The sequence below is a fragment of the Pseudomonas sp. NPDC089752 genome (assembly GCF_044748725.1).
Taxonomy (GTDB): domain Bacteria; phylum Pseudomonadota; class Gammaproteobacteria; order Pseudomonadales; family Pseudomonadaceae; genus Aquipseudomonas.
Genome location: NZ_JBIVGP010000005.1, coordinates 382,261 through 408,752 on the forward strand (window position 1 = coordinate 382,261; position 26,492 = coordinate 408,752).

A 26,492-nucleotide genomic window follows, 5' to 3' on the forward strand; every position below is an offset into this window, starting at 1 on the left:
TCAAGCATCAACCGCTTTTTGGGTCGACTTGAAGACACGAATTTTCTTACCGTCTTCTACTTTGAAACCAACGCGGTCAGCCTTGTTGGTTTCGCCGTTGAAGATGGCAACGTTGGAAGCGTGCAGAGGCGCTTCTTTTTCGACGATACCGCCCTGTACGCCCGCCATCGGGTTAGGCTTGGTATGACGCTTGACCAGGTTCACACCACCAATGACCAGACGGTCGTCAGCGAGAACCTTCAGCACCTTACCGCGCTTCCCTTTGTCTTTGCCGGCGATCACGATGATCTCGTCGTCACGACGAATCTTTTGCATGTCGGATCTCCTTACAGCACTTCAGGGGCGAGCGAGACGATCTTCATGAACTTCTCAGTACGAAGTTCACGGGTCACTGGCCCGAAGATGCGAGTGCCGATCGGCTCTTGCTTGGTGTTCAGCAGAACAGCAGCGTTGCCGTCGAAACGAATGATGGAACCGTCAGCGCGACGTACACCGTGACGGGTACGGACGACAACAGCGGTCATCACCTGGCCTTTTTTGACCTTACCGCGCGGAATTGCTTCCTTGACGGTTACTTTGATGATGTCACCGATGCCGGCATAACGACGGTGCGAACCGCCGAGTACCTTGATGCACATGACGCGACGAGCGCCGCTGTTATCGGCCACATCGAGCATGGATTGAGTCTGAATCATAAAATTTCTCCGACCCCTAGCCCTTAGACTTCAACAGCGCGTTCGAGGACTTCAACCAGCGCCCAAGACTTGGTCTTGGCCAGCGGACGGGTTTCGGTAATGGAAACCTTGTCGCCGATTTTGCACTGATTGGTTTCGTCGTGCGCGTGCAGCTTAGTCGAACGCTTAACGTATTTACCGTAGATCGGGTGCTTTACGCGACGCTCGATCAGAACGGTGATGGTCTTGTCCATTTTGTCGCTGACGACACGGCCAGTCAGCGTACGGACGGTTTTTTCAGCTTCAGCCATGATCACTTACCTGCCTGCTGGTTAAGCACAGTTTTCACGCGAGCGATGTCACGCTTAACTTGCGAGAGCAGGTGCGACTGCCCCAACTGGCCAGTTGCTTTCTGCATACGCAGATTGAACTGGTCGCGCAGCAAGCCGAGCAGTTGCTCATTCAGTTGCTGTGCAGATTTTTCACGAAGTTCATTCGCTTTCATCACATCACCGTCCGCTTAACAAAGGAGGTGGCGAGAGGCAGCTTTGCAGCAGCCAGGGCGAAAGCTTCGCGCGCCAGCTCTTCAGAAACACCCTCGATCTCGTACAGGACTTTGCCTGGCTGGATCTGGGCAACCCAGTACTCCACGGAACCTTTACCTTTACCCATACGAACCTCGAGAGGCTTCTTGGAGATCGGCTTGTCCGGGAACACACGGATCCAGATCTTGCCGCCACGCTTAACGTGACGGGTCAGAGCACGACGTGCCGACTCGATCTGGCGGGCGGTGAGGCGACCGCGAGCAACAGCTTTCAGGGCGAATTCGCCGAAGCTGACTTTGCTACCGCGCAGTGCCAGACCACGGTTGTGGCCAGTCATCTGCTTGCGGAATTTTGTACGCTTTGGTTGCAACATTTGGCGTACCCCTTACTTAGCAGCTTTTTTACGAGGCGCTGGTGCTTGTGGTTTCAGTTCTTCTTGGCGACCACCAATAACTTCGCCTTTGAAGATCCAAACCTTCACACCGATCACACCGTAAGTGGTGTGAGCTTCGTAGGTGTTGTAGTCGATATCGGCACGCAGGGTGTGCAGAGGCACACGACCTTCGCGATACCACTCGGTACGAGCAATCTCAGCACCGCCGAGACGACCGCTCACCTGGATCTTGATGCCCTTGGCACCAATACGCATGGCGTTCTGTACGGCGCGCTTCATGGCGCGACGGAACATTACGCGGCGTTCCAGCTGCTGAGCTACGCTCTGCGCAACCAGCATGGCGTCGAGTTCCGGCTTGCGGATCTCTTCGATGTTGATGTGCACAGGCACACCCATCTGCTTGGTCAGGTCCTGACGCAGCTTCTCGACATCTTCACCTTTCTTACCGATAACGATACCGGGACGAGCGGTGTGGATGGTGATGCGTGCAGTTTGAGCCGGACGATGAATATCGATACGGCTTACGGACGCGCTTTTTAGTTTGTCTTGGAGGTACTCACGCGTTTTCAGATCCTTCAACAGGTAATCTGCGTAAGTAGCACCGTCTGCGTACCAGACGGAGGTGTGCTCCTTGACGATTCCCAGGCGAATGCCAGTGGGATGTACTTTCTGACCCATCTGATCGACTCCGTTACTTGTCCGCAACCTTGACAGTGATATGGCAAGACCGCTTGACGATGCGATCAGCACGGCCTTTGGCACGTGGCATGATGCGCTTCAGCGAACGCCCTTCGTTGACGAAGACGGTGGAGACCTTCAGGTCATCAACGTCTGCGCCTTCGTTGTGTTCGGCGTTGGCAACGGCCGACTCGAGGACTTTCTTCATGATTTCAGCGGCTTTTTTGCTGCTGAAGGCCAACAGGTTGAGCGCTTCGCCCACCTTCTTCCCGCGGATCTGGTCGGCGACCAAGCGGGCTTTCTGGGCGGAGATGCGAGCGCCCGACAACTTAGCGGCTACTTCCATTTCCTTACCCCTTAACGCTTGGCTTTCTTGTCAGCCACGTGCCCGCGATAGGTGCGGGTACCGGCGAACTCGCCCAGTTTGTGGCCGACCATGTCTTCGTTCACGAGAACTGGGACATGCTGGCGACCGTTGTGAACCGCGATGGTCAGACCGACCATTTGTGGCAGGATCATCGAGCGACGCGACCAGGTTTTAACTGGCTTGCGATCGTTCTTCTCCACCGCCACTTCGACCTTCTTCAACAGGTGAAGATCGATAAAAGGACCTTTTTTCAGAGAACGTGGCACTGTCGTATCCCTCTAGTTACTTGCGACGACGGACGATCATGTTGTCGGTACGCTTATTACCGCGGGTTTTAGCACCCTTGGTTGGGAAGCCCCATGGCGATACCGGATGACGACCACCGGAGGTACGACCTTCACCACCACCATGTGGGTGGTCAACCGGGTTCATGGCAACACCACGAACGGTTGGGCGAACGCCGCGCCAGCGTTTGGCACCAGCTTTACCCAGCGAGCGCAGGCTGTGCTCGGAGTTCGAGACTTCACCCAGGGTCGCACGGCACTCAGCCAGTACTTTACGCATTTCGCCAGAGCGCAGACGCAGAGTCACGTAGACGCCTTCACGAGCGATCAGCTGAGCCGAAGCACCAGCGGAACGAGCGATCTGAGCACCTTTACCCGGCTTCAGTTCGATGCCGTGAATGGTGCTACCTACTGGGATGTTGCGCAGCTGCAGGGAGTTACCGGCCTTGATTGGGGCCAGTGCACCTGCGATCAGCTGATCGCCAGCGCTCACGCCTTTAGGGGCGATGATGTAGCGACGCTCACCGTCTGCGTAGCACAGCAGGGCGATGTGAGCAGTACGGTTTGGATCGTATTCGATACGCTCGACAGTGGCTGGGATGCCATCTTTGTCGTTGCGACGGAAGTCGACCAGACGGTAATGCTGCTTATGACCACCACCAACGTGACGAGTGGTAATGCGGCCATTGTTGTTACGACCACCAGACTTCGATTTCTTCTCGAGCAGCGGTGCGTGAGGAGCGCCTTTGTGCAGCTCCTGGTTGACCACCTTGACCACGAAACGGCGGCCAGGGGAAGTCGGTTTGCATTTAACGATTGCCATGATGCACCCCTTCCTTACTCAGCACTGCTGCTGAAATCGAGATCTTGGCCTGGCTGAAGGGAGACGATCGCCTTCTTCCAGTCATTACGCTTGCCCAGACCACGTGCGGTACGCTTGGTTTTACCCAGAACGTTAACAGTCGACACGTTTTCAACTTTTACGTTGAACAGGCCTTCGACAGCTTTCTTGATTTCCAGCTTGGTTGCATCGGTAGCAACCTTGAATACGAACTGGCCTTTTTTCTCAGCCAGAACGGTAGCCTTCTCGGAAACGTGCGGGCCAAGGAGGACTTTAAATACGCGTTCCTGGTTCATCCCAGCAGCTCCTCGAATTTCTTCACGGCCGAGACAGTGATCAACACTTTCTCGTATGCGATCAGACTGACCGGGTCGGAACCTTGAACGTCACGTACATCGACGTGCGGCAGGTTGCGAGCAGCCAGGTACAGGTTCTGATCAACAGCGTCCGAAACGATCAGAACGTCGCTCAGACCCATGCCGTTCAGCTTGTTCAGCAGATCTTTGGTTTTCGGTGCTTCAACAGCGAAGTCCTGAACCACGACCAGACGGTCGCTACGCACCAGCTCAGCGAGGATGGAGCGCAGGGCTGCGCGGTACATCTTCTTGTTGAGCTTCTGCGAGTGATCTTGAGGGCGAGCTGCGAAGGTTACACCACCGCCACGCCAGATCGGACCACGAGTGGTACCAGCACGAGCACGGCCAGTACCCTTCTGACGCCATGGGCGCTTACCGCCACCAGCCACGTCGGAACGGGTCTTTTGCTGCTTGGTGCCCTGACGGCCGCCGGCCATGTAGGCCACGACTGCTTGGTGTACCAGCGTCTCGTTGAATTCGCCACCGAAAGTCAGTTCGGAAACTTCGATCGCCTGAGCGTCATTTACATTAAGTTGCATGTCAGTTTCCCCTTAACCGCGAGCCTTGACAGCTGGACGTACAACCACGTCGCCGCCAGTAGCGCCAGGAACGGCACCCTTGACCAGCAGCAGGTTGCGCTCAGCGTCTACGCGAACTACTTCCAGGGACTGAACAGTCACGCGCTCGGCGCCCATGTGACCGGACATTTTCTTGCCCTTGAACACACGACCAGGAGTCTGGCACTGGCCGATGGAACCAGGCACACGGTGCGACACGGAGTTACCGTGGGTGTTGTCCTGACCACGGAAGTTCCAGCGCTTGATGGTACCGGCGAAGCCTTTACCTTTGGACTGACCAGTAACGTCAACCAGCTGGCCTGCAGTGAAGAGTTCAGCTTTGATCGAGTCGCCAGCCTGGAACTCGCCTTCTTCAAGACGGAACTCCCAGACACCGCGACCAGCGGCAACGTTGGCCTTGGCGAAGTGACCTGCCTGAGCGGCAGTCACACGCGAAGCACGACGCTCGCCGACAGTGACTTGCACTGCACGGTAGCCATCGGTTTCTTCAGTTTTGAACTGGGTGACACGATTCGGCTCGATCTCAATGACCGTGACCGGAATGGAGACACCTTCTTCGGTGAAAATGCGGGTCATACCGCACTTGCGACCGACTACACCAATAGTCATGTTGTAACCTCATGAGTGTACGGGGCTTTCACCCGCTATGGCCGCCCATTTCAGAGCGTTACACGGACAAGACCGAAGTCTTAGCCGAGGCTGATCTGCACTTCCACACCTGCCGCCAGATCAAGCTTCATCAGCGCGTCAACGGTTTTATCCGTTGGCTGGACGATGTCCAGAACACGCTTATGAGTGCGGATCTCGTACTGGTCACGCGCGTCTTTGTTGACGTGCGGGGAAACCAGAACGGTGAAACGCTCTTTGCGGGTAGGCAGTGGAATTGGACCACGCACTTGTGCACCAGTACGTTTCGCGGTTTCCACGATTTCCTGGGTGGATTGGTCGATCAGGCGATGGTCGAAAGCCTTCAACCTGATACGGATTTGCTGATTTTGCATTGGATTTCAGACTCCAGGCTGTTCCCAACGGACGCACTACGCCCGCTAAAAGGAGGCGTGATTCTATAGACGCCCATATTTAGTGTCAACCCAATAAAAAAAACCCCCGCTGAGCGGGGGTTTTTTCAACCGATCGAGTGATTACTCGATGATTTTGGCTACGACGCCGGCGCCGACGGTACGACCGCCTTCACGGATAGCGAAGCGCAGACCGTCTTCCATTGCGATGGTCTTGATCAGGGTAACAGTCATCTGAATGTTGTCACCTGGCATTACCATTTCAACGCCTTCCGGCAGTTCGCAGTTACCGGTCACGTCAGTGGTACGGAAGTAGAACTGAGGACGGTAGCCTTTGAAGAACGGAGTGTGACGACCGCCTTCTTCCTTCGACAGAACGTAGACTTCTGCGGTGAACTTGGTGTGCGGCTTGACCGAACCTGGCTTGACCAGAACCTGGCCACGCTCAACGTCGTCACGCTTGGTACCACGCAGCAGAACGCCGCAGTTCTCGCCAGCACGACCTTCGTCCAGCAGCTTGCGGAACATCTCAACACCGGTGCAGGTGGTGGTGGTGGTGTCACGCAGACCAACGATTTCCAGCGGATCCTGAACGCGGACGATACCACGCTCGATACGACCGGTAACAACGGTACCACGACCCGAGATCGAGAATACGTCTTCGATTGGCATCAGGAATGGCTGGTCGATGGCACGAACTGGCTCAGGGATGTAAGCATCCAGAGTTTCTACCAGCTTCTTGACAGCGGTAGTGCCCATTTCGTTGTCGTCTTTGCCTTCCAGCGCCATACGAGCCGAACCGATGATGATCGGAGTGTCGTCGCCTGGGAAGTCGTAGGTGGACAGCAGGTCGCGAACTTCCATCTCGACCAGTTCCAGCAGCTCAGCGTCGTCTACCAGGTCAGCCTTGTTCAGGAAGACCACGATGTACGGAACGCCAACCTGACGGGACAGCAGGATGTGCTCACGGGTTTGTGGCATCGGACCATCGGCGGCCGAGCAAACCAGGATCGCGCCGTCCATCTGAGCAGCACCGGTGATCATGTTCTTCACGTAGTCAGCGTGACCTGGGCAGTCAACGTGAGCGTAGTGACGAATGTTCGAGTTGTACTCGACGTGAGCGGTGTTGATGGTGATACCGCGCGCTTTTTCTTCCGGAGCCGAGTCGATCTTGTCGAACTCAACGACTGCCGAACCGAAAACTTCGGAGCAGACGCGAGTCAGAGCTGCGGTCAGAGTGGTCTTACCGTGGTCAACGTGGCCGATAGTGCCGACGTTAACGTGGGGAAGGGAACGATCAAATTTTTCTTTAGCCACGACAGTGAACCTCTTGCCTAAAGGGGATTAGCCTTGTTTTTTAACGAGTGCTTCGACGATGTTCGACGGAGCTTCGGCGTATTTGGAGAATTCCATGGAGTAGCTTGCGCGACCCTGAGACATGGAACGAACGTCGGTCGCGTAACCGAACATCTCTCCGAGCGGAACTTCAGCACGGACGACGCGGCCGGAGACCGACTCATCCATACCCTGGACCAGACCACGACGACGGTTCAGGTCACCCATCACGTCACCCAGGTAGTCTTCCGGGGTTACAACTTCGACCTTCATGATCGGCTCGAGGACCACGCCGCCGCCTTTGGTGGCCAGCTGCTTGGTTGCCATCGAAGCAGCGATCTTGAACGCCATTTCGTTGGAGTCGACGTCGTGGTACGAACCGTCGAATACCGTGGCCTTCAGGCCGATCAGAGGATAGCCGGCAACGACGCCGTTCTTCATCTGCTCTTCGATACCCTTCTGGATCGGCGCGATGAATTCCTTAGGAATTACACCACCAACGACTTCGTTGGAGAACACCAGACCTTCGGTGATGTTGCCCTTCTCGTCGACTTCTGGCTCCGAGAAACGGATCCAGCAGTGACCGAACTGACCACGACCACCCGACTGACGAACGAACTTGCCTTCGATCTCAACGCCGGACTTGGTGATCTTCTCGCGGTACGAAACCTGCGGCTTGCCGATGTTGGCCTCGACGTTGAACTCGCGCTTCATGCGGTCAACGAGGATGTCCAGGTGCAGCTCACCCATACCGGAGATGATGGTCTGGCCGGTTTCTTCGTCGGTCTTGACGCGGAACGACGGGTCTTCCTGGGCCAGCTTGCCCAGTGCGATACCCATCTTCTCCTGGTCAGCCTTGGTTTTCGGCTCGACGGAGAGCGAAATTACCGGCTCAGGGAAGTCCATACGCTCAAGGATGATTGGCTTGTCGATGTTGCACAGGGTTTCGCCGGTGGTCACATCTTTCATGCCGATCAGGGCCGCGATGTCGCCAGCGCGCACTTCCTTGATCTCTTCACGCTGGTTGGCGTGCATCTGCACCATACGACCAACGCGCTCTTTCTTGCCCTTCACCGAGTTGATGACCGAGTCACCGGAGCTCAGAACACCCGAGTAGACGCGAACGAAGGTCAGCGTACCGACGAACGGGTCGGTCGCGATCTTGAACGCCAGAGCCGAGAACGGCTCGTCGTCGTCAGCGTGACGCTCGTCTTTACGAACAGCCGGATCTTCTTTGTCCAGGTCTTTGTCGTCCGGGTTGATACCCTGGATTGCAGGGATCTCGGTCGGCGCAGGCAGGAACTCGATGACGGCGTCGAGAACCAGGGGAACACCCTTGTTCTTGAACGACGAACCGCAGACGGCCGGAACGATCTCGCTGGCCAGGGTGCGCGCGCGCAGGCCTGCCTTGATTTCTTCGACGGTCAGCTCACCTTCTTCAAGGTACTTGTTCATCAGCTCTTCGTTGGCTTCAGCGGCAGCCTCAACCATGTTGTTGCGCCATTCTTCAGCCAGCTCCAGCATATCGGCAGGAATTTCTTCCTCGCGATAGGTGGTGCCTTTGTCGTCTTCGTTCCAGTAGATAGCCTTCATCTTGATCAGGTCGACCTGACCCTGGAAGTTATCTTCCGAACCGATGGCCAGCTGAATCGGAACCGGGGTGTGACCCAGACGGTTCTTGATCTGACCTACGACGCGCAGGAAGTTTGCACCGGCACGGTCCATCTTGTTCACGTAGACAACACGTGGAACACCGTACTTGTTGGCCTGACGCCATACGGTTTCGGACTGTGGCTCAACGCCGGAAGTACCGCAGAACACAACGACCGCGCCGTCGAGTACGCGCAGCGAACGCTCTACTTCAATGGTGAAGTCAACGTGGCCGGGGGTATCGATGACGTTTACACGGTAGTTGTCGTACTGACCAACGGAACCTTTCCAGAAGGTGGTAACGGCAGCGGAGGTAATGGTGATACCGCGCTCCTGCTCCTGCACCATCCAGTCGGTGGTCGCGGCGCCGTCATGCACCTCGCCCATCTTGTGGCTCAGACCTGTGTAGAACAGGATCCGCTCGGTAGTGGTGGTCTTGCCCGCGTCAACGTGGGCACAGATACCGATGTTACGGTAGCGGTTAATTGCTGTAGTACGAGCCATAAAGCCCTCGCAAAATGATTGATGCTTGAATTAGAAGCGGTAGTGCGAGAACGCTTTGTTGGCTTCAGCCATACGGTGAACGTCTTCACGCTTCTTGACTGCAGCACCTTTGCCTTCGGCAGCATCCAGCAGTTCGCCAGCAAGGCGCAGAGCCATCGACTTCTCGCCGCGCTTGCGGGCGTAGTCTACGAGCCAGCGCATTGCCAGAGCATTACGACGGGATGGACGAACTTCAACCGGGACCTGGTAAGTGGCACCGCCGACACGGCGGGACTTTACTTCGACCAGCGGAGCGATGGCGTCGAGAGCTTTCTCGAAGATTTCCAGGGGGTCGCTGTTCTTGCGTGCTTTGACAGTATCCAGGGCACCGTAAACGATGCGCTCGGCTACGGCCTTCTTGCCGCTTTCCATCACGTGGTTCATGAACTTGGCGAGGATTTGGGATCCGTATTTAGGATCGTCCAGAATCTCACGTTTTGCTGCTACACGACGTCTTGGCATGATAAGCCCTCAAACGGTCTTCAGGTTAGCCCGGGACGTGGGTCTTCGACCCCTGCCCGACCTTACTCTTATCGACTCAAAAAAATGGATGTCTGCAAACGGCCGATTACTTCGGACGCTTGGTACCGTACTTCGAACGACCCTGGTTACGGCCTTTGACGCCCGAAGTATCCAGAGAGCCGCGAACGGTGTGGTAACGAACACCTGGCAAGTCTTTTACACGGCCGCCACGGATCAGGACGACGCTGTGCTCTTGCAGGTTGTGGCCTTCACCGCCGATGTACGAGGAAACCTCGAAACCGTTGGTCAGACGCACACGGCATACTTTACGCAGTGCCGAGTTAGGTTTTTTCGGCGTGGTGGTGTACACGCGGGTGCACACGCCACGACGTTGCGGGCAGTTCTGCAGCGCAGGAACGTCGGACTTCTCGACCGAACGCTTACGCGGCTGACGTACCAGCTGGTTGATAGTTGCCATCTACTAGCTCCACTGATTGTCTTGCGACTCTATTGTCTTGCAAGAAAGCCAAAAATTGGCGAGACGGAGCCTCACCAAATTTAAGGGTACAAAAGTCTAAAGAGGATCTTGCACCCAGTCAAGACGAGGCCCCGGCCCTCCCCGTCCGATCATCGGCAACAATTCATGTCGCCGATGGTCGTTCGGGGCTTGCCGGGGCCCTGCCCTGTACTTAGTTACCGCTGGAATTCAGCGCTTCGGTCAGTGCGGCTTCCACCTCACTGGCGCTCACACGCAGCGGTTTGTCGGCATCACGGCGACGCTTGCGCTCGCTGTGGTAGGCCAGACCAGTACCGGCCGGGATCAGACGACCCACGACCACGTTCTCTTTCAGGCCGCGCAGGTAATCGCGCTTGCCGGTTACCGCCGCTTCGGTCAGTACGCGGGTGGTTTCCTGGAAGGAAGCCGCGGAGATGAACGATTCGGTCGACAGCGACGCCTTGGTGATACCCAGCAGCACACGGGTGAACTTCGAGATGAACTTGTCTTCGCCGGCGAGACGCTCGTTCTCGACCAGCACCTGAGTCAGTTCCATCTGGTCGCCCTTGATGAAGCTGGAATCGCCCGACTCGGAGATCTCGACCTTGCGCAGCATCTGACGCAGGATGGTCTCGATGTGCTTGTCGTTGATCTTAACGCCTTGCAGACGGTAAACGTCCTGGATCTCGTTGACGATGTACTTCGCCAGCGCGCTCACACCCAGCAGACGCAGGATGTCGTGCGGATCGCTCGGGCCGTCGGAGATAACTTCGCCGCGGTTTACCTGTTCGCCTTCGAAGACGTTCAGGTGGCGCCACTTCGGAATCAGCTCTTCGTACGGATCGCTACCGTCGGTCGGAGTGATGACCAGACGACGCTTGCCCTTGGTCTCTTTACCGAACGCGATGGTGCCGCTGACTTCAGCCAGAATCGAGGCTTCTTTCGGACGGCGCGCTTCGAACAGGTCGGCAACGCGTGGCAGACCACCGGTGATGTCACGGGTCTTGGACGTTTCTTGCGGGATACGCGCGATAACGTCACCAACGCCGATCTGTGCACCGTCAGCCACGCCGACAAGGGCGTTGGCCGGCAGGAAGTACTGAGCCGGTACGTCGGTACCCGGCAGGTACAGGTCCTTGCCATTGGCATCGACCATCTTGATTGCCGGACGGATTTCCTTGCCTGCGGCAGGGCGATCCTTGACGTCCAGAACCTCGATGTTGGTCAGGCCGGTCAGTTCGTCGGTCTGGCGCTTGATGGTGATGTTTTCTTCCATGCCCACGAAGGTCACGGTACCTTTCAGCTCGGTAACGATCGGGTGGGTGTGCGGGTCCCACTTGGCGACGATGGCGCCAGCTTCGACCTTGTCACCTTCCTTGACCGAAATCACCGCACCGTAAGGCAGCTTGTAGCGCTCACGCTCACGACCGAATTCGTCGGCAATCGCCAACTCACCGGAACGCGATACGGCAACCAGGTTGCCATCGGCACGCTCGACCTGTTTCAGGTTGTGCAGACGGACCATACCGCCGTTCTTCACCTGGACGCTGTCGGCAGCCGAAGTACGGCTTGCAGCACCACCGATGTGGAACGTACGCATGGTCAGCTGGGTACCCGGCTCACCGATCGACTGGGCAGCGATAACGCCGACAGCTTCACCGATGTTCACCTGGTGACCGCGAGCCAGGTCACGACCGTAGCACTTGGCGCAGATGCCATAGCGGGTTTCGCAGTTGATCGGCGAACGCACGACGACTTCGTCGATGCTGTTCAGCTCGATGAACTCGACCCACTGCTCATCAACCAGAGTGCCGGCCGGAACGATGACGTCCTCGGTGCCTGGCTTGAACACGTCACGGGCGATGACACGACCCAGAACACGCTCACCCAGCGGCTCTACAACGTCACCGCCTTCGATGTGCGGAGTCATGACCAGACCCTGGTCGGTGCCGCAGTCGATCTCGGTCACGACCAGATCCTGGGCAACGTCTACCAGACGACGGGTCAGGTAACCGGAGTTAGCGGTCTTCAGTGCGGTATCCGCCAGACCTTTACGAGCACCGTGGGTCGAGATGAAGTACTGCAGTACGCTCAGACCTTCACGGAAGTTCGCGGTGATCGGCGTCTCGATGATCGAGCCGTCCGGCTTGGCCATCAGGCCACGCATACCGGCCAGCTGACGGATCTGAGCGGCGGAACCCCGCGCACCCGAGTCGGCCATCATGTACATCGAGTTGAAGGACTCTTGATCGACTTCGTTGCCCTCGCGGTCGATGACCTTCTCTTTCGAGAGGTTGGCCATCATCGCCTTGGACACTTCGTCGTTCGCCTTCGACCACAAGTCGATGACCTTGTTGTACTTCTCGCCCTGGGTTACCAGGCCGGAGGCGTACTGGCTCTCGATTTCCTTCACTTCATCAGTGGCATTACCAATGATGCGGGCTTTTTCATCCGGGATGACGAAGTCGTTCACACCGATGGAAACGCCGGAAATGGTCGAATAGGCAAAACCGGTGTACATCAGCTGGTCGGCGAAGATAACGGTCTCTTTCAGACCAACCACGCGATAGCACTGGTTGATCAGCTTGGAGATCGCCTTTTTCTTCATCGGCTGGTTGACGACATCGTACGGCAGGCCTGCCGGTACAACCTGGAACAGCAGCGCACGGCCGACGGTGGTGTCGACGATACGGGTGTTCTTGACGCTGCTGCCATCACGGTCGTTCACGGTCTCGTTGATACGGACCTTGATTTTCGCGTGCAGAGCAGCTTCGCCGGCGCGGAATACGCGGTCGACTTCCTGCAGGTCGGCGAATACGCGACCTTCGCCCTTCGCGTTGATGGCTTCACGGGTCATGTAGTACAGACCCAGTACAACGTCCTGCGACGGAACGATGATTGGCTCACCGTTGGCTGGCGACAGAATGTTGTTGGTCGACATCATCAGCGCGCGCGCTTCGAGCTGGGCTTCCAGCGTCAGCGGCACGTGAACGGCCATCTGGTCACCGTCGAAGTCGGCGTTGTACGCGGCGCAGACCAGCGGGTGCAGCTGAATGGCCTTACCTTCGATGAGCACAGGCTCGAACGCCTGGATACCCAGACGGTGAAGGGTCGGTGCACGGTTGAGCAGTACGGGGTGTTCGCGAATCACTTCAGCGAGAACGTCCCACACCTCTGGCAGCTCGCGCTCGACCATCTTCTTGGCAGCCTTGATGGTGGTCGCCAGACCACGCATTTCCAGCTTGCCGAAAATGAACGGCTTGAACAGCTCGAGGGCCATCTTCTTCGGCAGACCGCACTGGTGCAGACGCAGGGTCGGGCCTACGGTAATTACCGAACGACCGGAGTAGTCAACACGCTTACCGAGCAAGTTCTGACGGAAGCGACCTTGCTTACCTTTGATCATGTCGGCCAGCGACTTCAGCGGACGCTTGTTCGAGCCAGTGATGGCGCGACCGCGACGGCCGTTGTCGAGCAGGGCGTCGACCGCTTCCTGCAGCATGCGCTTTTCGTTGCGCACGATGATGTCCGGCGCCGACAGATCGAGCAGGCGCTTCAGACGGTTGTTACGGTTGATCACCCGACGATACAGGTCGTTCAGGTCGGAGGTCGCGAAGCGGCCGCCATCCAGCGGTACCAGCGGACGCAGGTCCGGCGGCAGTACTGGCAGGACGGTCAGGACCATCCACTCAGGCAGGTTGCCCGAGCCCTGGAAAGCTTCCATCAGCTTCAGGCGCTTGGACAGCTTCTTGATCTTGGTTTCCGAGTTGGTCTGCGGAATCTCTTCGCGCAGGCGGCCGATCTCGTGCTCCAGGTCGATAGCGTGCAGCAGTTCGCGGACAGCCTCGGCACCCATGCGGGCGTCGAAGTCGTCACCGAACTCTTCCAGCGCTTCGAAATACTGCTCGTCGTTCAGCAGCTGGCCCTTTTCCAGGGTAGTCATACCCGGGTCGATAACGACGTAGCTCTCGAAGTAGAGAACGCGCTCGATATCACGCAGGGTCATGTCCATCAGCAAGCCGATACGGGACGGCAGCGACTTCAGGAACCAGATGTGGGCAACCGGCGAGGCCAGTTCGATGTGCGCCATGCGCTCACGACGAACCTTGGCCAGGGCAACTTCAACGCCGCACTTCTCGCAGATGACACCGCGGTGCTTGAGGCGCTTGTACTTGCCGCACAGGCACTCGTAGTCCTTGACTGGGCCAAAGATCTTGGCGCAGAACAGGCCGTCACGCTCAGGTTTGAACGTACGGTAGTTGATGGTTTCCGGCTTCTTAACTTCACCGAACGACCACGAACGGATCATTTCAGGCGACGCCAGACCGATACGGATGGCGTCGAACTCTTCGACTTGACCCTGGTTTTTCAGCAAATTCAGTAGGTCTTTCAAGGCCTTTCCTCCTGGCGGAGCAGGGAGCGGGCATTACCTGCCCCGCCCCCCTTCGCGTCACGTGTTATTCGGTTTCCAGATCGATATCGATACCGAGCGAACGGATCTCTTTGATCAACACGTTGAAGGACTCGGGCATGCCCGGCTCCATACGGTGATCGCCATCCACGATGTTCTTGTACATCTTGGTACGGCCGTTCACGTCGTCCGACTTCACTGTGAGCATTTCTTGCAGGGTGTATGCCGCGCCGTATGCTTCCAGCGCCCACACTTCCATCTCCCCGAAACGCTGACCACCGAACTGCGCCTTACCACCCAGCGGCTGCTGGGTAACCAGGCTGTAGGAACCAGTGGAACGCGCGTGCATCTTGTCGTCCACCAAGTGGTTCAGCTTGAGCATGTACATGTAACCAACGGTCACAGGACGCTCGAACTTGTTGCCGGTACGGCCGTCGAACAGCACCATCTGGCCGCTCTCTGGCAGGTCAGCCAGCTTCAGCATGGCCTTGATCTCGCGCTCCTTGGCACCATCGAAGACCGGCGTAGCCATTGGCACGCCTTTCTTGAGGTTGTGCGCCAGGGCGAGAATCTCTTCGTCGGTGAACTCTTCCAGGTTCTCCTGACGACCACCGATCTCGTTGTAGATCTCGGTGAGGAAGCCACGCAGTTCAGCGGCCTTGCGCTGCTCTTCGATCATGCGGTCGATCTTCTCGCCCAGGCCCTTGGCCGCGAGGCCCAGGTGGGTTTCAAGGATCTGACCGACGTTCATACGCGAAGGTACGCCCAGCGGGTTCAGTACGACGTCGACCGGAGTACCGTTGGCATCGTGCGGCATGTCTTCAACCGGCATGATTACCGAGACGACACCCTTGTTACCGTGACGACCGGCCATCTTGTCACCCGGCTGGATGCGACGGCGGATAGCCAGGTAGACCTTGACGATCTTCAGTACGCCCGGTGCCAGGTCATCGCCCTGCTGCAGCTTGCGCTTCTTGTCTTCGAACTTGTCGTCCAGCAGGCGACGGCGATCGACGATGTACTGCTGAGCCTTTTCCAGCTGCTCGTTCAGTGCATCTTCGGCCATGCGCAGTTTGAACCACTGGCCGTGCTCCAGACCGTCCAGCACTTCGTCGGAGATCACGGTGCCTTTCTTCAGGCCCGCGCCACCGTCGACCACCTGGCCGTTCAGGGCAGAACGCAGACGCTCGAAGGTTGCACCTTCGACGATGCGGAACTCTTCGTTGAGGTCCTTGCGGATCTCGTCCAGCTGCATCTTCTCGATGGACAGCGCGCGGCTGTCGCGCTCGACGCCATCACGGGTGAAGACCTGTACGTCGATGACGGTACCCTTGGTGCCGGTTGGCACGCGCAGGGAGGTGTCCTTAACGTCGCTGGCCTTCTCACCGAAGATCGCGCGCAGCAGTTTTTCTTCCGGCGTCAGCTGGGTCTCGCCTTTTGGCGTGACCTTGCCGACCAGAATGTCGCCAGCGCCGACTTCAGCACCTACGTAGACGATACCGGCTTCGTCCAGCTTGTTCAGTGCGGCTTCACCCACGTTCGGGATGTCCGCAGTGATTTCCTCTGGGCCAAGCTTGGTGTCACGCGCCACACAGGTCAGTTCCTGAATGTGGATGGTGGTGAAGCGATCTTCCTGGACCACACGCTCGGACAGGCAGATGGAGTCTTCGAAGTTGAAGCCGTTCCATGCCATGAACGCGATGCGCATGTTCTGACCCAGTGCCAGTTCACCCATGTCGGTGGACGGGCCGTCGGCCATGATGTCGCCACGCTGGACCTTGTCACCCTTGCTGACCAGCGGACGCTGGTTGATGCAGGTGTTCTGGTTCGAACGGGTGTACTTGGTCAGGTTGTAGATATCGACACCAGCTTCGCCGGTCTCGACTTCGTCATCGGCAACGCGAACGACGATACGGCTGGCGTCGACCGAGTCGATCACACCACCGCGGCGAGCGACCACGCAGACACCGGAGTCACGGGCAACGTTGCGCTCCATGCCAGTACCTACCAGCGGCTTGTCGGCACGCAGGGTTGGTACAGCCTGACGCTGCATGTTCGAACCCATCAACGCACGGTTGGCGTCGTCGTGCTCGAGGAACGGGATCAGCGAGGCAGCAACGGAAACAACCTGCTTCGGCGAAACGTCCATCAGGGTGACGTCTTCCGGCGCCTTGACGGTGAATTCGTTCAGGTGACGAACGGCCACCAGCTCATCGATCAGCTGCTTCTTGTCGTTCATCGCGGCCGAAGCCTGGGCGATGACGTGATCAGCTTCTTCGATCGCCGACAGGAACACGATGTCGTCGCTGACCACGCCTTCCTTCACCACGCGGTACGGGCTTTCGAGGAAGCCATACTGGTTGGTGCGGGCATAGGCTGCCAGGGAGTTGATCAGACCGATGTTCGGACCTTCAGGGGTCTCGATCGGGCACACGCGGCCGTAGTGGGTCGGGTGTACGTCACGGACTTCGAAGCCTGCGCGCTCGCGGGTCAGACCGCCCGGGCCGAGTGCGGATACACGGCGCTTGTGGGTGATCTCGGAGAGCGGGTTGTTCTGGTCCATGAACTGCGAGAGCTGGCTGGAACCGAAGAACTCTTTCACCGCCGCCGCAACCGGCTTGGCGTTGATCAGGTCCTGCGGCATCAGGCCTTCGCTTTCAGCCATCGACAGACGTTCCTTGACCGCACGCTCTACGCGCACCAGGCCAACACGGAACTGGTTCTCGGCCATCTCGCCGACGCAACGGACGCGACGGTTACCGAGGTGGTCGATGTCATCGACGATGCCTTTGCCGTTACGGATATCGACCAGGGTCTTGAGGACCTCGACGATGTCTTCCTTGCTCAGCACGCCCGAACCTTCGATCTCGGTGCGACCGATACGACGGTTGAACTTCATGCGGCCAACGGCCGACAGGTCGTAACGCTCGGCGCTGAAGAACAGGTTGTTGAACAGGGTCTCGGCAGCGTCCTTGGTTGGCGGCTCGCCTGGACGCATCATGCGGTAGATCTCGACCAGCGCTTCCAGTTGGTTGCTGGTGGTGTCGATCTTCAGGGTGTCCGAGATGAACGGACCGCAGTCGATGTCGTTGGTGTACAGGGTCTCGATGCGAACGACCTGAGCCTTGGCGATCTTGATCAGCAGCTCGGTGGTCAGCTCGGTGTTGCACTCGGCCAGGATCTCACCGGTGGCAGGATGCACGATGGCCTTGGCGGTGGTGCGACCCAGGACGTATTCCATTGGAACGTCCAGCTGGTTGACACCGGCCTTCTCGAGCTGGTTGACGTGGCGCGCGGTAATACGGCGGCCCTGCTCGACGATGACCTTGCCAGTTTCGTCATGGATGTCCATGACCGCAACTTCACCACGCAGACGCTGAGGCACCAGTTCCAGGCTGAGTTTCTCGCCGGAAATATGGAACACGTTGGTGGTGTAGAAGGTGTTCAGAACCTCTTCGGTGCTGTAACCCAGGGCGCGCAGCAGTACCGAGGCCGGCAGTTTGCGGCGACGGTCGATACGCACGAACACGCAGTCCTTCGGGTCGAACTCGAAGTCCAGCCAGGAGCCGCGGTACGGAATGATGCGAGCGGAGTACAGCAGCTTGCCGGAGCTGTGCGTCTTGCCACGGTCGTGGTCGAAGAACACACCAGGCGAACGGTGCAGCTGGGAAACGATCACACGCTCGGTACCGTTGATAACGAAGGTACCGTTCTCAGTCATCAGGGGGATTTCACCCATGTAGACTTCTTGCTCTTTGATGTCCTTGATCGCTTTGTTCGACGATTCCTTGTCGAAGATGATCAGGCGCACCTTGACCCGCAGTGGGACCGCGAAGGTCACGCCACGCAGGACACATTCCTTCACATCGAAGGCGGGTTCGCCCAGGCGATAGCCTACGTACTCCAGGGCAGCATTGCCGGAGTAGCTGATGATCGGGAATACCGATTTGAAGGCCGCGTGCAGGCCGACGTCGCGGAACTGATCCTTGGATGCTCCCGCTTGCAGGAATTCGCGATACGAATCCAGCTGGATGGCCAGGAGGTAAGGCACATCCATGACGTCCGGCAACTTGCTAAAGTCCTTGCGGATACGTTTTTTCTCAGTGTATGAGTAAGCCATCAGCGTTCCCCAGCTTGGTCACCTGCTTGTTTGGCTTCTCCCGGCGGGAGCAGCCAGAAAATCGTGCAAACCCCTTGGTTTGCGCCACCCACATGGGTGTCTTGCAGCTTGTTATCGGGGCCGACCTGATCGGCCACCAATAACGGAAAAAGGCCGGTGGCATAAGCCACCAGCCATCAGCCTTTGCTCAACGCTCCGGCTGGCGTCGCAAAGTCGAAATTACTTCAGCTCGACTTTAGCGCCTGCTTCTTCCAGCTTCTTCTTAGCGTCTTCAGCGGCTTCTTTCGAAACGCCTTCAGCAACTACCTGAGGAGCGCCGTCGACTTTCTCTTTGGCTTCTTTCAGGCCCAGACCGGTCAGTTCGCGAACGGCTTTGATGACGTTCACTTTCTTGTCGCCGGCTTCAACCAGAACAACGTTGAACTCGGTCTGCTCTTCAACAACGGCAGCAGCAGCAGCTGGGCCAGCAGCGGCAACAGCAGCGGTAACGCCGAAGGTTTCTTCCATTGCTTTGATCAGCTCAACAACTTCCAGAACGGTTTTCTGGCCGATTGCTTCGATGATTTGCTCGTTAGTCAGGGACATGACTTAAATCCTGTATTGGGGTGACAGCCTACGCAGCCATCAAATTAAACATATGATTTTGAAAGAGGTTACGCGGCCTTAGGCAGCAGCAGCTTCTTTCTGGTCGCGAACGGCCGCCAGAGTACGAGCCAGCTTGCTGGTAGCGCCTTGAATAACGCTCATCAGACGTGCGATAGCTTCGTCACGGGTCGGCAAGGTAGCCAGTACATCGATCTGGTTGGCGGCAATGAAATTGCCGTCAAACGCAGCTGCCTTGATCTCGAACTTGTCCTGACCCTTGGCGAACTCTTTGAACAGACGAGCAGCAGCGCCCGGGTGTTCGTTGGAGAATGCAATCAGGGTCGGGCCTTTGAACGCGTCGTTGAGGATCGAAAATTCGGTGCCTTCAACAGCGCGCTTGAGCAGGGTGTTACGTACGACACGTACGTATACGCCAGCTTCGCGGGCCTCTTTACGGAGTCCGGTCATTGCGCCTACAGTCACACCACGGGCATCGGCCACGACAGCGGACAGAGCGACTTTGGCAGCCTCGTTGACTTCAGCGACGATGGCCTTCTTGTCTTCGAGTTTAATTGCCACGGGTTTACTCCTGGTTTTTACCGTTTCATCTGGCCGAAGCCGGATGTCGTTTTGGTGTCTGATTCGGTAACGAATCGGGAGCACCATCTGCGTAGGCTTTAAGGTTTAAGGCTTGCGCCGCCTACGGTCTTGGATAGCCCCCGCCAGGCAGGGACCCCAATTTTTGCCAATGGCGCGACATGTCGCGCCACTGCGGTCTTACGCGTTCAGCGAGCTCTGGTCGATGACCAGACCTGGGCCCATGGTGGTGCTCAGGGTAACGCGCTTGACGTAGATACCTTTCGAGGAAGCCGGCTTGATACGCTTCAGATCAGCGATCAGGGCTTCAACGTTTTCCTTCAGCTTGCCAGCTTCGAAGCCGACCTTGCCAACGGAGGTGTGGATGATACCGTTTTTGTCGGTGCGATAGCGAACCTGACCAGCCTTGGCGTTTTTGACAGCCGTGGCGACGTCTGGAGTTACGGTACCGACTTTCGGGTTAGGCATCAGGCCGCGAGGACCCAGAACCTGACCCAACTGACCGACAACGCGCATGGCATCGGGCGATGCGATGACGACGTCATAGTTCAGGTCGCCGCCTTTCATTTCGGCAGCCAGATCGTCCATACCTACACGGTCAGCGCCGGCAGCCAGAGCGGCCTCGGCAGCTGGACCCTGGGTGAAGACGGCAACGCGTACGGTCTTGCCAGTGCCGTGTGGCAGCACAGTAGCGCTACGAACGACCTGGTCGGATTTACGCGGGTCAACGCCGAGGTTGACGGCAACGTCGAAGGATTCGCTGAACTTCACGGTGGACAGTTCGGCCAGCAGCGCAGCTGCGTCTTCGAAGTTGTAAACTTTGCCAGCTTCGATTTTCGAAGCAATAGCCTTTTGGCGCTTGGTCAGCTTAGCCATTACACACCCTCCACGTTCAGGCCCATGCTGCGGGCAGAGCCAGCGATGGTGCGTACAGCAGCGTCCAGGTCAGCAGCGGTCAGATCAGCCTGTTTAGCTTTGGCGATATCTTCCAGCTGAGCACGGGTCACGGTACCGACTTTGACGGTGTTCGGGCGAGCCGAACCACTGGTCAGGCCAGCAGCTTTCTTCAGCAGAACCGAGGCAGGGGTGCTCTTGGTCTCGAAAGTGAAGCTACGGTCGCTGTATACAGTGATGATCACAGGAGTCGGCAGGCCGGCTTCTTGACCCTGAGTACGGGCGTTGAAGGCCTTGCAGAATTCCATGATGTTCACACCGTGTTGGCCCAGTGCTGGACCAACGGGTGGGCTTGGGTTGGCCTGGCCGGCCTTAACTTGCAGCTTGATGTAAGCCTGAATCTTCTTAGCCATGAGCTACTCCAATATCGGGTACAAACGCCAGATGGCTCCCCGGATGACTTGCGTTTTATCCCAGTGACGACAAAACCCCGCAGCACACAGGGCTGCGGGGTATGGGATGCTTCGTCCGCCTAGACCTTTTCGACCTGGCTGAACTCGAGCTCTACCGGAGTAGAGCGACCGAAAATGAGCACCGCCACCTGGAGGCGACTCTTTTCGTAATTAACTTCTTCGACACTACCATTGAAGTCAGCGAACGGACCGTCAATGACTCGAACCACTTCACCCGGCTCGAACAGCGTCTTCGGCTTCGGCTTGTCGCTACCGTCGGCAACGCGACGCAGGATAGCCTCGGCTTCTTTATCGGTAATCGGCGCAGGCTTGTCTGCGGTACCGCCGATAAAGCCCATCACACGAGGGGTGTCCTTGACCAAGTGCCAAGTCCCTTCGTTCATCTCCATCTGGACCAGAACATAGCCAGGGAAGAACTTACGCTCACTCTTGCGCTTCTGGCCGTTGCGCATTTCGACGACTTCTTCGGTCGGGACCAGGATCTCGCCGAAACCGTCTTCCATGCCTGCCAGCTTGACGCGCTCGATCAGGGAGCGCATAACATGCTTCTCGTAACCCGAGTAAGCATGCACAACATACCAACGCTTAGCCACGGGACACCTTTAGCCAACGATCAGGGAGACCGCCCAGCCGAGCAGGGAATCAAGACCCCACAGCAGCAGTGCCATAACCAGCACGACAGCCACGACAATCAGCGTGGTCTGGGTGGTTTCCTGGCGGGTCGGCCACACGACTTTACGGATCTCAGTACGAGCTTCCTTCGCCAGCGCAAAGAACGACTTACCCTTCGCAGTCTGCAGAGCAACGAAGCCAGCGACAGCAGCCAGAGCGAGAAGTGCAAGGACGCGGTACAGGATCGGGGATGCGGAGTAATACTGATTACCCACGACACCAACAACCACCAAAGCCACTACAGCCAGCCACTTGAACAGATCAAAACGCGATTCTTGGGCTTCAGTTTTGGGGGTCATCGAGGAGGATCCTGTAAGAAGAAAGCCAATCACACTGAGGTGAATGGCAGGTCAGGAGGGAATCGAACCCCCAACCTACGGTTTTGGAGACCGTCGCTCTGCCAATTGAGCTACTGACCTGTAACGCTGTATCAGGCCGGCCATTATACCGGCCTGATCAAGTAAATCAACTACTTATTCGATAATTTTTGCTACGACGCCGGCGCCGACGGTACGACCGCCTTCACGGATAGCGAAGCGCAGACCGTCTTCCATTGCGATGGTCTTGATCAGGGTAACAGTCATCTGAATGTTGTCACCTGGCATTACCATTTCAACGCCTTCCGGCAGTTCGCAGTTACCGGTCACGTCAGTGGTACGGAAGTAGAACTGAGGACGGTAGCCTTTGAAGAACGGAGTGTGACGACCGCCTTCTTCCTTCGACAGAACGTAGACTTCTGCGGTGAACTTGGTGTGCGGCTTGACCGAACCTGGCTTGACCAGAACCTGGCCACGCTCAACGTCGTCACGCTTGGTACCACGCAGCAGAACGCCGCAGTTCTCGCCAGCACGACCTTCGTCCAGCAGCTTGCGGAACATCTCAACACCGGTGCAGGTGGTGGTGGTGGTGTCACGCAGACCAACGATTTCCAGCGGATCCTGAACGCGGACGATACCACGCTCGATACGACCGGTAACAACGGTACCACGACCCGAGATCGAGAATACGTCTTCGATTGGCATCAGGAATGGCTGGTCGATGGCACGAACTGGCTCAGGGATGTAGGCATCCAGAGTCTCTACCAGCTTCTTGACAGCGGTAGTGCCCATTTCGTTGTCGTCTTTGCCTTCCAGCGCCATACGAGCCGAACCGATGATGATCGGAGTGTCGTCGCCTGGAAAGTCGTAGGTGGACAGCAGGTCGCGAACTTCCATCTCGACCAGCTCCAGCAGCTCAGCGTCGTCTACCAGGTCAGCCTTGTTCAGGAAGACCACGATGTACGGAACGCCAACCTGACGGGACAGCAGGATGTGCTCACGGGTTTGTGGCATCGGACCATCGGCGGCCGAGCAGACCAGGATCGCGCCGTCCATCTGGGCAGCACCGGTGATCATGTTCTTCACGTAGTCAGCGTGACCTGGGCAGTCAACGTGAGCGTAGTGACGAATGTTCGAGTTGTACTCGACGTGAGCGGTGTTGATGGTGATACCGCGCGCTTTTTCTTCCGGAGCCGAGTCGATCTTGTCGAACTCAACGACTGCCGAACCGAAAACTTCGGAGCAGACGCGAGTCAGAGCTGCGGTCAGAGTGGTCTTACCGTGGTCAACGTGGCCGATAGTGCCGACGTTAACGTGGGGAAGGGAACGATCAAACTTTTCCTTAGCCATCGATACAATCCTCCGCAGAAGAAATAGCATTACGCTGATAAAACAAAGGCAGATATTTTCATATCTGCCTTGTTTATATGGAGCTCTTGAGCGGACTTGAACCGCTGACCTCACCCTTACCAAGGGTGTGCTCTACCAACTGAGCTACAAGAGCGAAACACGTTGCGCAAAATCCAGCAAACTTGGAGCGGGTAGCGGGAATCGAACCCGCATCATCAGCTTGGAAGGCTGAGGTTCTACCACTAAACTATACCCGCGGAGCTTGCGGCTCTCGCTAAAACTGGTGGAGGGAGAAGGATTCGAACCTTCGAAGCTCTCGCAACGGATTTACAGTCCGTCCCCTTTGACCGCTCGGGAATCCCTCCAGATGTGGCCGGCATTCTATTTGTCTGCCGTCCTAGTGTCAAGCGTTTTTTCAAATTTTTTCAATCAAATCTGAAACTTAGCTGCTTTGACACCGCTTCCAGTTCTACCACCTGAGTGGTGTTCCCTGTGAAGCGGGCGCCATTCTATCAAGCTATTCGCCAGTTGCAATACCCTGGCAGAAAATAATTTTATGTTTTAAGTCTTTGAAATCACTGGAAAGAGTGGTGAGTACGGTTTGGTCCAGCAAACGCTCGCTTTCGGGGGCCACCTTGAGCCAGAGACCGTCCGCCCCAGGCAGCTGGCCGGATACCGGCAAGGCGTTGATGTCCAGGCTGAGCAGGCGCTGACGCAGCGCATCCAGCTGCTCTGCACCTGCCAGGCCACCGACAACCAGGCACTCATCGCGACGCCGAGCCGGTGCAGACACGCCTGTCTCGCGCAGCAGGCGAATCTCTTGTTGATTGCCTTTATACAACGACAGCGGGGCGACATCCTTGGCCTTGAGTGGAGCTTCCTGTTGGTGCCAGACGTAATAGAAGACGTTGAGCACCAGCAATAACAGAAACAACCAACGCATACGCACCTCAGTCCAAAGGGCAGGCCATTGCCAGGCCAACGAATACCAGATCAGGAACTACACGCGCCTGGGGTGCAGCTTCACGCACCAACGGCGCATCGCCACCGGTAAGAAAAACGGTAAAGTCTTCACCCCACAACTCACGCGCCTGCTCTACCTGAGTGCGTGCAAAGCCTTGCAACATCAATACGCATCCGCGCTCCACCGCTTCGACAGTCGAACGCCCAGGAGCAAGGCTGCTCAGTGCACGCTCTGCCGAAGCATCGTCGTAGCGGATTCTGCGGGTATGCGTACGCAGCTGGCTGCGCATCAGTGGCATGCCCGGGCAAATGTAACCCCCCAGATGTTCGCCATCTGCAGCTATGAAATCAGCTTTCGCGGCGGTACCCAGGTCGATTACCAGGCAAGCCCCTTTGGCCAGATGGAACGCGCCCAATGCCGCGAGCCAGCGATCCATGCCCAAGCGCTGGAAGTCTTCATAGCCGTTGCGTACGCCCGCCATTTCCTGGGTCGGCTCCGCTACCCGCGCGACGACGGAGAACGCCTGGGCGATCAACCCGCAGAGCGCGGCGGTTTCCTCTTCACTGCGCACGCTAACGATACGGCAACCCGACAAACGCAATGACGTGAGGACAATGACTTCAGCCACCAGTGCCTGGTCCGAGTCAACGATACCTCCACCCACGATCGTCGCATCGGCAGCATGTATGACACGCCATTTGATGAAGCTGTTACCGCAATCGAGCTCAAGAATCATCACGCAACCTCAAACTGAGCTCACCACCACTGAAGCTCTTTTCTACACCGTCGACCTCAAGGCGTAATCCGCCCTGCCCGTCTACACCCAGCACCACCCCATCGATACGAGTGCTGCCAGCAATAAGCGATACATTATGCCCCTGCCATAGATGAGCCTGCTCCCATTCTTCCTGGAATGCGGCAAACCCATAGCGGCGATGACGGGTTAACTCGTGCTGCAGCTGCTGACTGAGCACAGCCACCAGGCGATTGCGATCAATTGTCGCGCCTACTTCGCGCCGCATCGAGGTCCATTGCTGATCAACCTGGTCGTTAGCCTGCATGTTTACATTGATGCCGATTCCAAGGACGACATGGCAGACATCCGCAGGATCACCGACCAGCTCCAGCAGAATGCCGGTGATTTTCTGCCCACGCACAAGCACATCGTTGGGCCATTTCAGCCCCACATCCTTCACACCAAAGGCCTGCAGCGTGCGCATGACAGCCAAGCCCACCACCAGGCTCAAGCCCTCGAGCTGACGCATGCCACCTTCGACACGCAGGACCAGACTGTAATAGAGGTTTTCCGCGAATGGGCTTACCCAATGGCGACCGCGACGACCACGCCCGGCACTCTGGCGTTCGGCGATGACCAGAAATGGAGCAGCCTGGCCCTGCCCGACAAGCCTCAGCCCTTCAGCGTTGGTCGAATCGATGGTCTCATGGATGAAAACAGGCCACAGGCCGCCCTCTGCAAAATCGGCAATCGCTTTCGCGTCGAGCAGAGCGAGTGGCGCCGCTAGCTGGTAGCCACGCCCACGGACCTTGTGAATAGTGAGGTTCAGGTCAGTCTCCAGGTGCTGCAGCTGCTTCCAGACTGCACTGCGGCTCACCCCGAGGGCTGCCCCCAAGGCTTCTCCGGAATGGAACCGGCCATCCTTGAGGAGATTCAACAACTTCAGCATGCCAGTCTCGACTTGGAATAAGGCTGGCATGATAGCTATGGGCTTTGGGCTTGCATAGGAAAAGGGCCACATGAAAAGACCACGAACCTGCAGTTTTTTCGGCCCGAAAAGACAAAACCCCTACCTGCTCGCGCAGATAGGGGTTTTGCGAAATGAATCTTGACGATGACCTACTCTCACATGGGGAAACCCCACACTACCA

General features: G+C 57.3%; 30 protein-coding genes and 4 tRNA genes. All 34 read right to left on the reverse strand.

The window, feature by feature from the left end; genetic code table 11:
* Positions 1–315, reverse strand: a complete 315-nt coding sequence (gene rplX, locus ACIPZF_RS11185) for a 50S ribosomal protein L24 (RefSeq protein WP_003255476.1) — start codon at positions 313–315, stop codon at positions 1–3.
* Between the two features lie 11 nt (positions 316–326).
* A complete protein-coding gene (rplN, locus tag ACIPZF_RS11190) occupies positions 327–695 on the reverse strand; it encodes a 50S ribosomal protein L14 (RefSeq protein WP_008089810.1) in 369 nt (122 codons plus the stop codon).
* A 23-nt stretch (positions 696–718) separates the two neighbouring features.
* Positions 719–985, reverse strand: coding sequence for a 30S ribosomal protein S17 (gene rpsQ, locus ACIPZF_RS11195; RefSeq protein ID WP_023534981.1), 267 nt, complete (start codon positions 983–985; stop codon positions 719–721).
* Positions 986–987: 2 nt separating this feature from the next.
* Positions 988–1,179, reverse strand: coding sequence for a 50S ribosomal protein L29 (gene rpmC, locus ACIPZF_RS11200; protein ID WP_002555481.1), 192 nt, complete (start codon positions 1,177–1,179; stop codon positions 988–990).
* A complete protein-coding gene (rplP, locus tag ACIPZF_RS11205; RefSeq protein WP_003255479.1) occupies positions 1,179–1,592 on the reverse strand; it encodes a 50S ribosomal protein L16 in 414 nt (137 codons plus the stop codon). Before rplP ends, rpmC begins: the two co-directional genes overlap by 1 nt.
* A 12-nt stretch (positions 1,593–1,604) precedes the next feature.
* Entirely contained in the window at positions 1,605–2,291 is a 687-nt protein-coding gene (gene rpsC / locus ACIPZF_RS11210) for a 30S ribosomal protein S3 (RefSeq protein WP_003255481.1), read from the reverse strand.
* A gap of 13 nt (positions 2,292–2,304) precedes the next feature.
* Entirely contained in the window at positions 2,305–2,637 is a 333-nt protein-coding gene (gene rplV, locus ACIPZF_RS11215; RefSeq protein ID WP_003103908.1) for a 50S ribosomal protein L22, read from the reverse strand.
* Between the two features lie 11 nt (positions 2,638–2,648).
* A complete protein-coding gene (gene rpsS / locus ACIPZF_RS11220) occupies positions 2,649–2,924 on the reverse strand; it encodes a 30S ribosomal protein S19 (protein WP_003255482.1) in 276 nt (91 codons plus the stop codon).
* A gap of 16 nt (positions 2,925–2,940) precedes the next feature.
* Positions 2,941–3,765 (reverse strand): 50S ribosomal protein L2, encoded by an 825-nt coding sequence (gene rplB / locus ACIPZF_RS11225; protein WP_012316518.1) that lies wholly within the window; start codon positions 3,763–3,765, stop codon positions 2,941–2,943.
* Between the two features lie 14 nt (positions 3,766–3,779).
* Positions 3,780–4,079, reverse strand: coding sequence for a 50S ribosomal protein L23 (rplW, locus tag ACIPZF_RS11230; protein ID WP_003255484.1), 300 nt, complete (start codon positions 4,077–4,079; stop codon positions 3,780–3,782).
* On the reverse strand, positions 4,076–4,678 hold the full coding sequence (gene rplD / locus ACIPZF_RS11235; protein ID WP_003255485.1) for a 50S ribosomal protein L4: 603 nt from the start codon (positions 4,676–4,678) through the stop codon (positions 4,076–4,078). The genes rplW and rplD overlap by 4 nt, the downstream gene beginning before the upstream one ends.
* A gap of 12 nt (positions 4,679–4,690) precedes the next feature.
* Positions 4,691–5,326: a 50S ribosomal protein L3 gene (rplC, locus tag ACIPZF_RS11240; protein ID WP_012316519.1), complete on the reverse strand. Its 636-nt coding sequence runs from the start codon at positions 5,324–5,326 to the stop codon at positions 4,691–4,693.
* Positions 5,327–5,406: 80 nt separating this feature from the next.
* Positions 5,407–5,718 (reverse strand): 30S ribosomal protein S10, encoded by a 312-nt coding sequence (gene rpsJ, locus ACIPZF_RS11245; RefSeq protein WP_003186070.1) that lies wholly within the window; start codon positions 5,716–5,718, stop codon positions 5,407–5,409.
* A 141-nt stretch (positions 5,719–5,859) separates the two neighbouring features.
* Complete coding sequence (gene tuf, locus ACIPZF_RS11250; protein WP_010951775.1) at positions 5,860–7,053, reverse strand: elongation factor Tu; 1,194 nt, start codon at positions 7,051–7,053, stop codon at positions 5,860–5,862.
* A 27-nt stretch (positions 7,054–7,080) separates the two neighbouring features.
* Positions 7,081–9,225, reverse strand: coding sequence for an elongation factor G (gene fusA / locus ACIPZF_RS11255; protein WP_400798895.1), 2,145 nt, complete (start codon positions 9,223–9,225; stop codon positions 7,081–7,083).
* A gap of 30 nt (positions 9,226–9,255) precedes the next feature.
* The gene (gene rpsG, locus ACIPZF_RS11260) at positions 9,256–9,726 is read right to left on the reverse strand and encodes a 30S ribosomal protein S7 (protein ID WP_003246741.1); all 471 of its coding nucleotides are present in this window, start codon (positions 9,724–9,726) and stop codon (positions 9,256–9,258) included.
* Between the two features lie 106 nt (positions 9,727–9,832).
* Positions 9,833–10,204, reverse strand: a complete 372-nt coding sequence (rpsL, locus tag ACIPZF_RS11265) for a 30S ribosomal protein S12 (protein WP_003255492.1) — start codon at positions 10,202–10,204, stop codon at positions 9,833–9,835.
* Between the two features lie 211 nt (positions 10,205–10,415).
* The gene (gene rpoC / locus ACIPZF_RS11270) at positions 10,416–14,615 is read right to left on the reverse strand and encodes a DNA-directed RNA polymerase subunit beta' (RefSeq protein WP_400798898.1); all 4,200 of its coding nucleotides are present in this window, start codon (positions 14,613–14,615) and stop codon (positions 10,416–10,418) included.
* Between the two features lie 64 nt (positions 14,616–14,679).
* On the reverse strand, positions 14,680–18,753 hold the full coding sequence (gene rpoB, locus ACIPZF_RS11275) for a DNA-directed RNA polymerase subunit beta (RefSeq protein WP_400798900.1): 4,074 nt from the start codon (positions 18,751–18,753) through the stop codon (positions 14,680–14,682).
* Positions 18,753–18,923, reverse strand: a complete 171-nt coding sequence (locus ACIPZF_RS11280; protein ID WP_155294789.1) for a hypothetical protein — start codon at positions 18,921–18,923, stop codon at positions 18,753–18,755. The genes rpoB and ACIPZF_RS11280 overlap by 1 nt, the downstream gene beginning before the upstream one ends.
* Positions 18,924–18,972: 49 nt before the next feature.
* Positions 18,973–19,338, reverse strand: a complete 366-nt coding sequence (rplL, locus tag ACIPZF_RS11285) for a 50S ribosomal protein L7/L12 (protein ID WP_003255496.1) — start codon at positions 19,336–19,338, stop codon at positions 18,973–18,975.
* Positions 19,339–19,416: 78 nt separating this feature from the next.
* Entirely contained in the window at positions 19,417–19,917 is a 501-nt protein-coding gene (gene rplJ / locus ACIPZF_RS11290; protein ID WP_400798904.1) for a 50S ribosomal protein L10, read from the reverse strand.
* A gap of 198 nt (positions 19,918–20,115) precedes the next feature.
* A complete protein-coding gene (rplA, locus tag ACIPZF_RS11295; RefSeq protein WP_008089131.1) occupies positions 20,116–20,811 on the reverse strand; it encodes a 50S ribosomal protein L1 in 696 nt (231 codons plus the stop codon).
* Entirely contained in the window at positions 20,811–21,242 is a 432-nt protein-coding gene (gene rplK / locus ACIPZF_RS11300; protein ID WP_003255500.1) for a 50S ribosomal protein L11, read from the reverse strand. Before rplK ends, rplA begins: the two co-directional genes overlap by 1 nt.
* 119 nt (positions 21,243–21,361) lie before the next feature.
* Positions 21,362–21,895: a transcription termination/antitermination protein NusG gene (gene nusG / locus ACIPZF_RS11305; RefSeq protein WP_003255501.1), complete on the reverse strand. Its 534-nt coding sequence runs from the start codon at positions 21,893–21,895 to the stop codon at positions 21,362–21,364.
* Positions 21,896–21,904: 9 nt separating this feature from the next.
* Positions 21,905–22,273, reverse strand: a complete 369-nt coding sequence (gene secE, locus ACIPZF_RS11310; protein ID WP_008089117.1) for a preprotein translocase subunit SecE — start codon at positions 22,271–22,273, stop codon at positions 21,905–21,907.
* Between the two features lie 44 nt (positions 22,274–22,317).
* Positions 22,318–22,393: transfer RNA gene (locus ACIPZF_RS11315), tRNA-Trp, on the reverse strand.
* 54 nt (positions 22,394–22,447) lie between these two features.
* Positions 22,448–23,641, reverse strand: coding sequence for an elongation factor Tu (tuf, locus tag ACIPZF_RS11320; RefSeq protein WP_010951775.1), 1,194 nt, complete (start codon positions 23,639–23,641; stop codon positions 22,448–22,450).
* 78 nt (positions 23,642–23,719) lie between these two features.
* Positions 23,720–23,795 (reverse strand) — tRNA-Thr (locus ACIPZF_RS11325).
* A 29-nt stretch (positions 23,796–23,824) separates the two neighbouring features.
* Positions 23,825–23,898 (reverse strand) — tRNA-Gly (locus ACIPZF_RS11330).
* Positions 23,899–23,922: 24 nt separating this feature from the next.
* Positions 23,923–24,006: transfer RNA gene (locus tag ACIPZF_RS11335), tRNA-Tyr, on the reverse strand.
* Between the two features lie 152 nt (positions 24,007–24,158).
* The gene (locus tag ACIPZF_RS11340) at positions 24,159–24,584 is read right to left on the reverse strand and encodes a hypothetical protein (protein ID WP_400798906.1); all 426 of its coding nucleotides are present in this window, start codon (positions 24,582–24,584) and stop codon (positions 24,159–24,161) included.
* Positions 24,585–24,591: 7 nt separating this feature from the next.
* The gene (locus ACIPZF_RS11345; protein WP_400798909.1) at positions 24,592–25,341 is read right to left on the reverse strand and encodes a pantothenate kinase; all 750 of its coding nucleotides are present in this window, start codon (positions 25,339–25,341) and stop codon (positions 24,592–24,594) included.
* Entirely contained in the window at positions 25,331–26,290 is a 960-nt protein-coding gene (birA, locus tag ACIPZF_RS11350) for a bifunctional biotin--[acetyl-CoA-carboxylase] ligase/biotin operon repressor BirA (RefSeq protein WP_400798912.1), read from the reverse strand. Before birA ends, ACIPZF_RS11345 begins: the two co-directional genes overlap by 11 nt.
* Positions 26,291–26,492 lie beyond the last annotated feature (202 nt).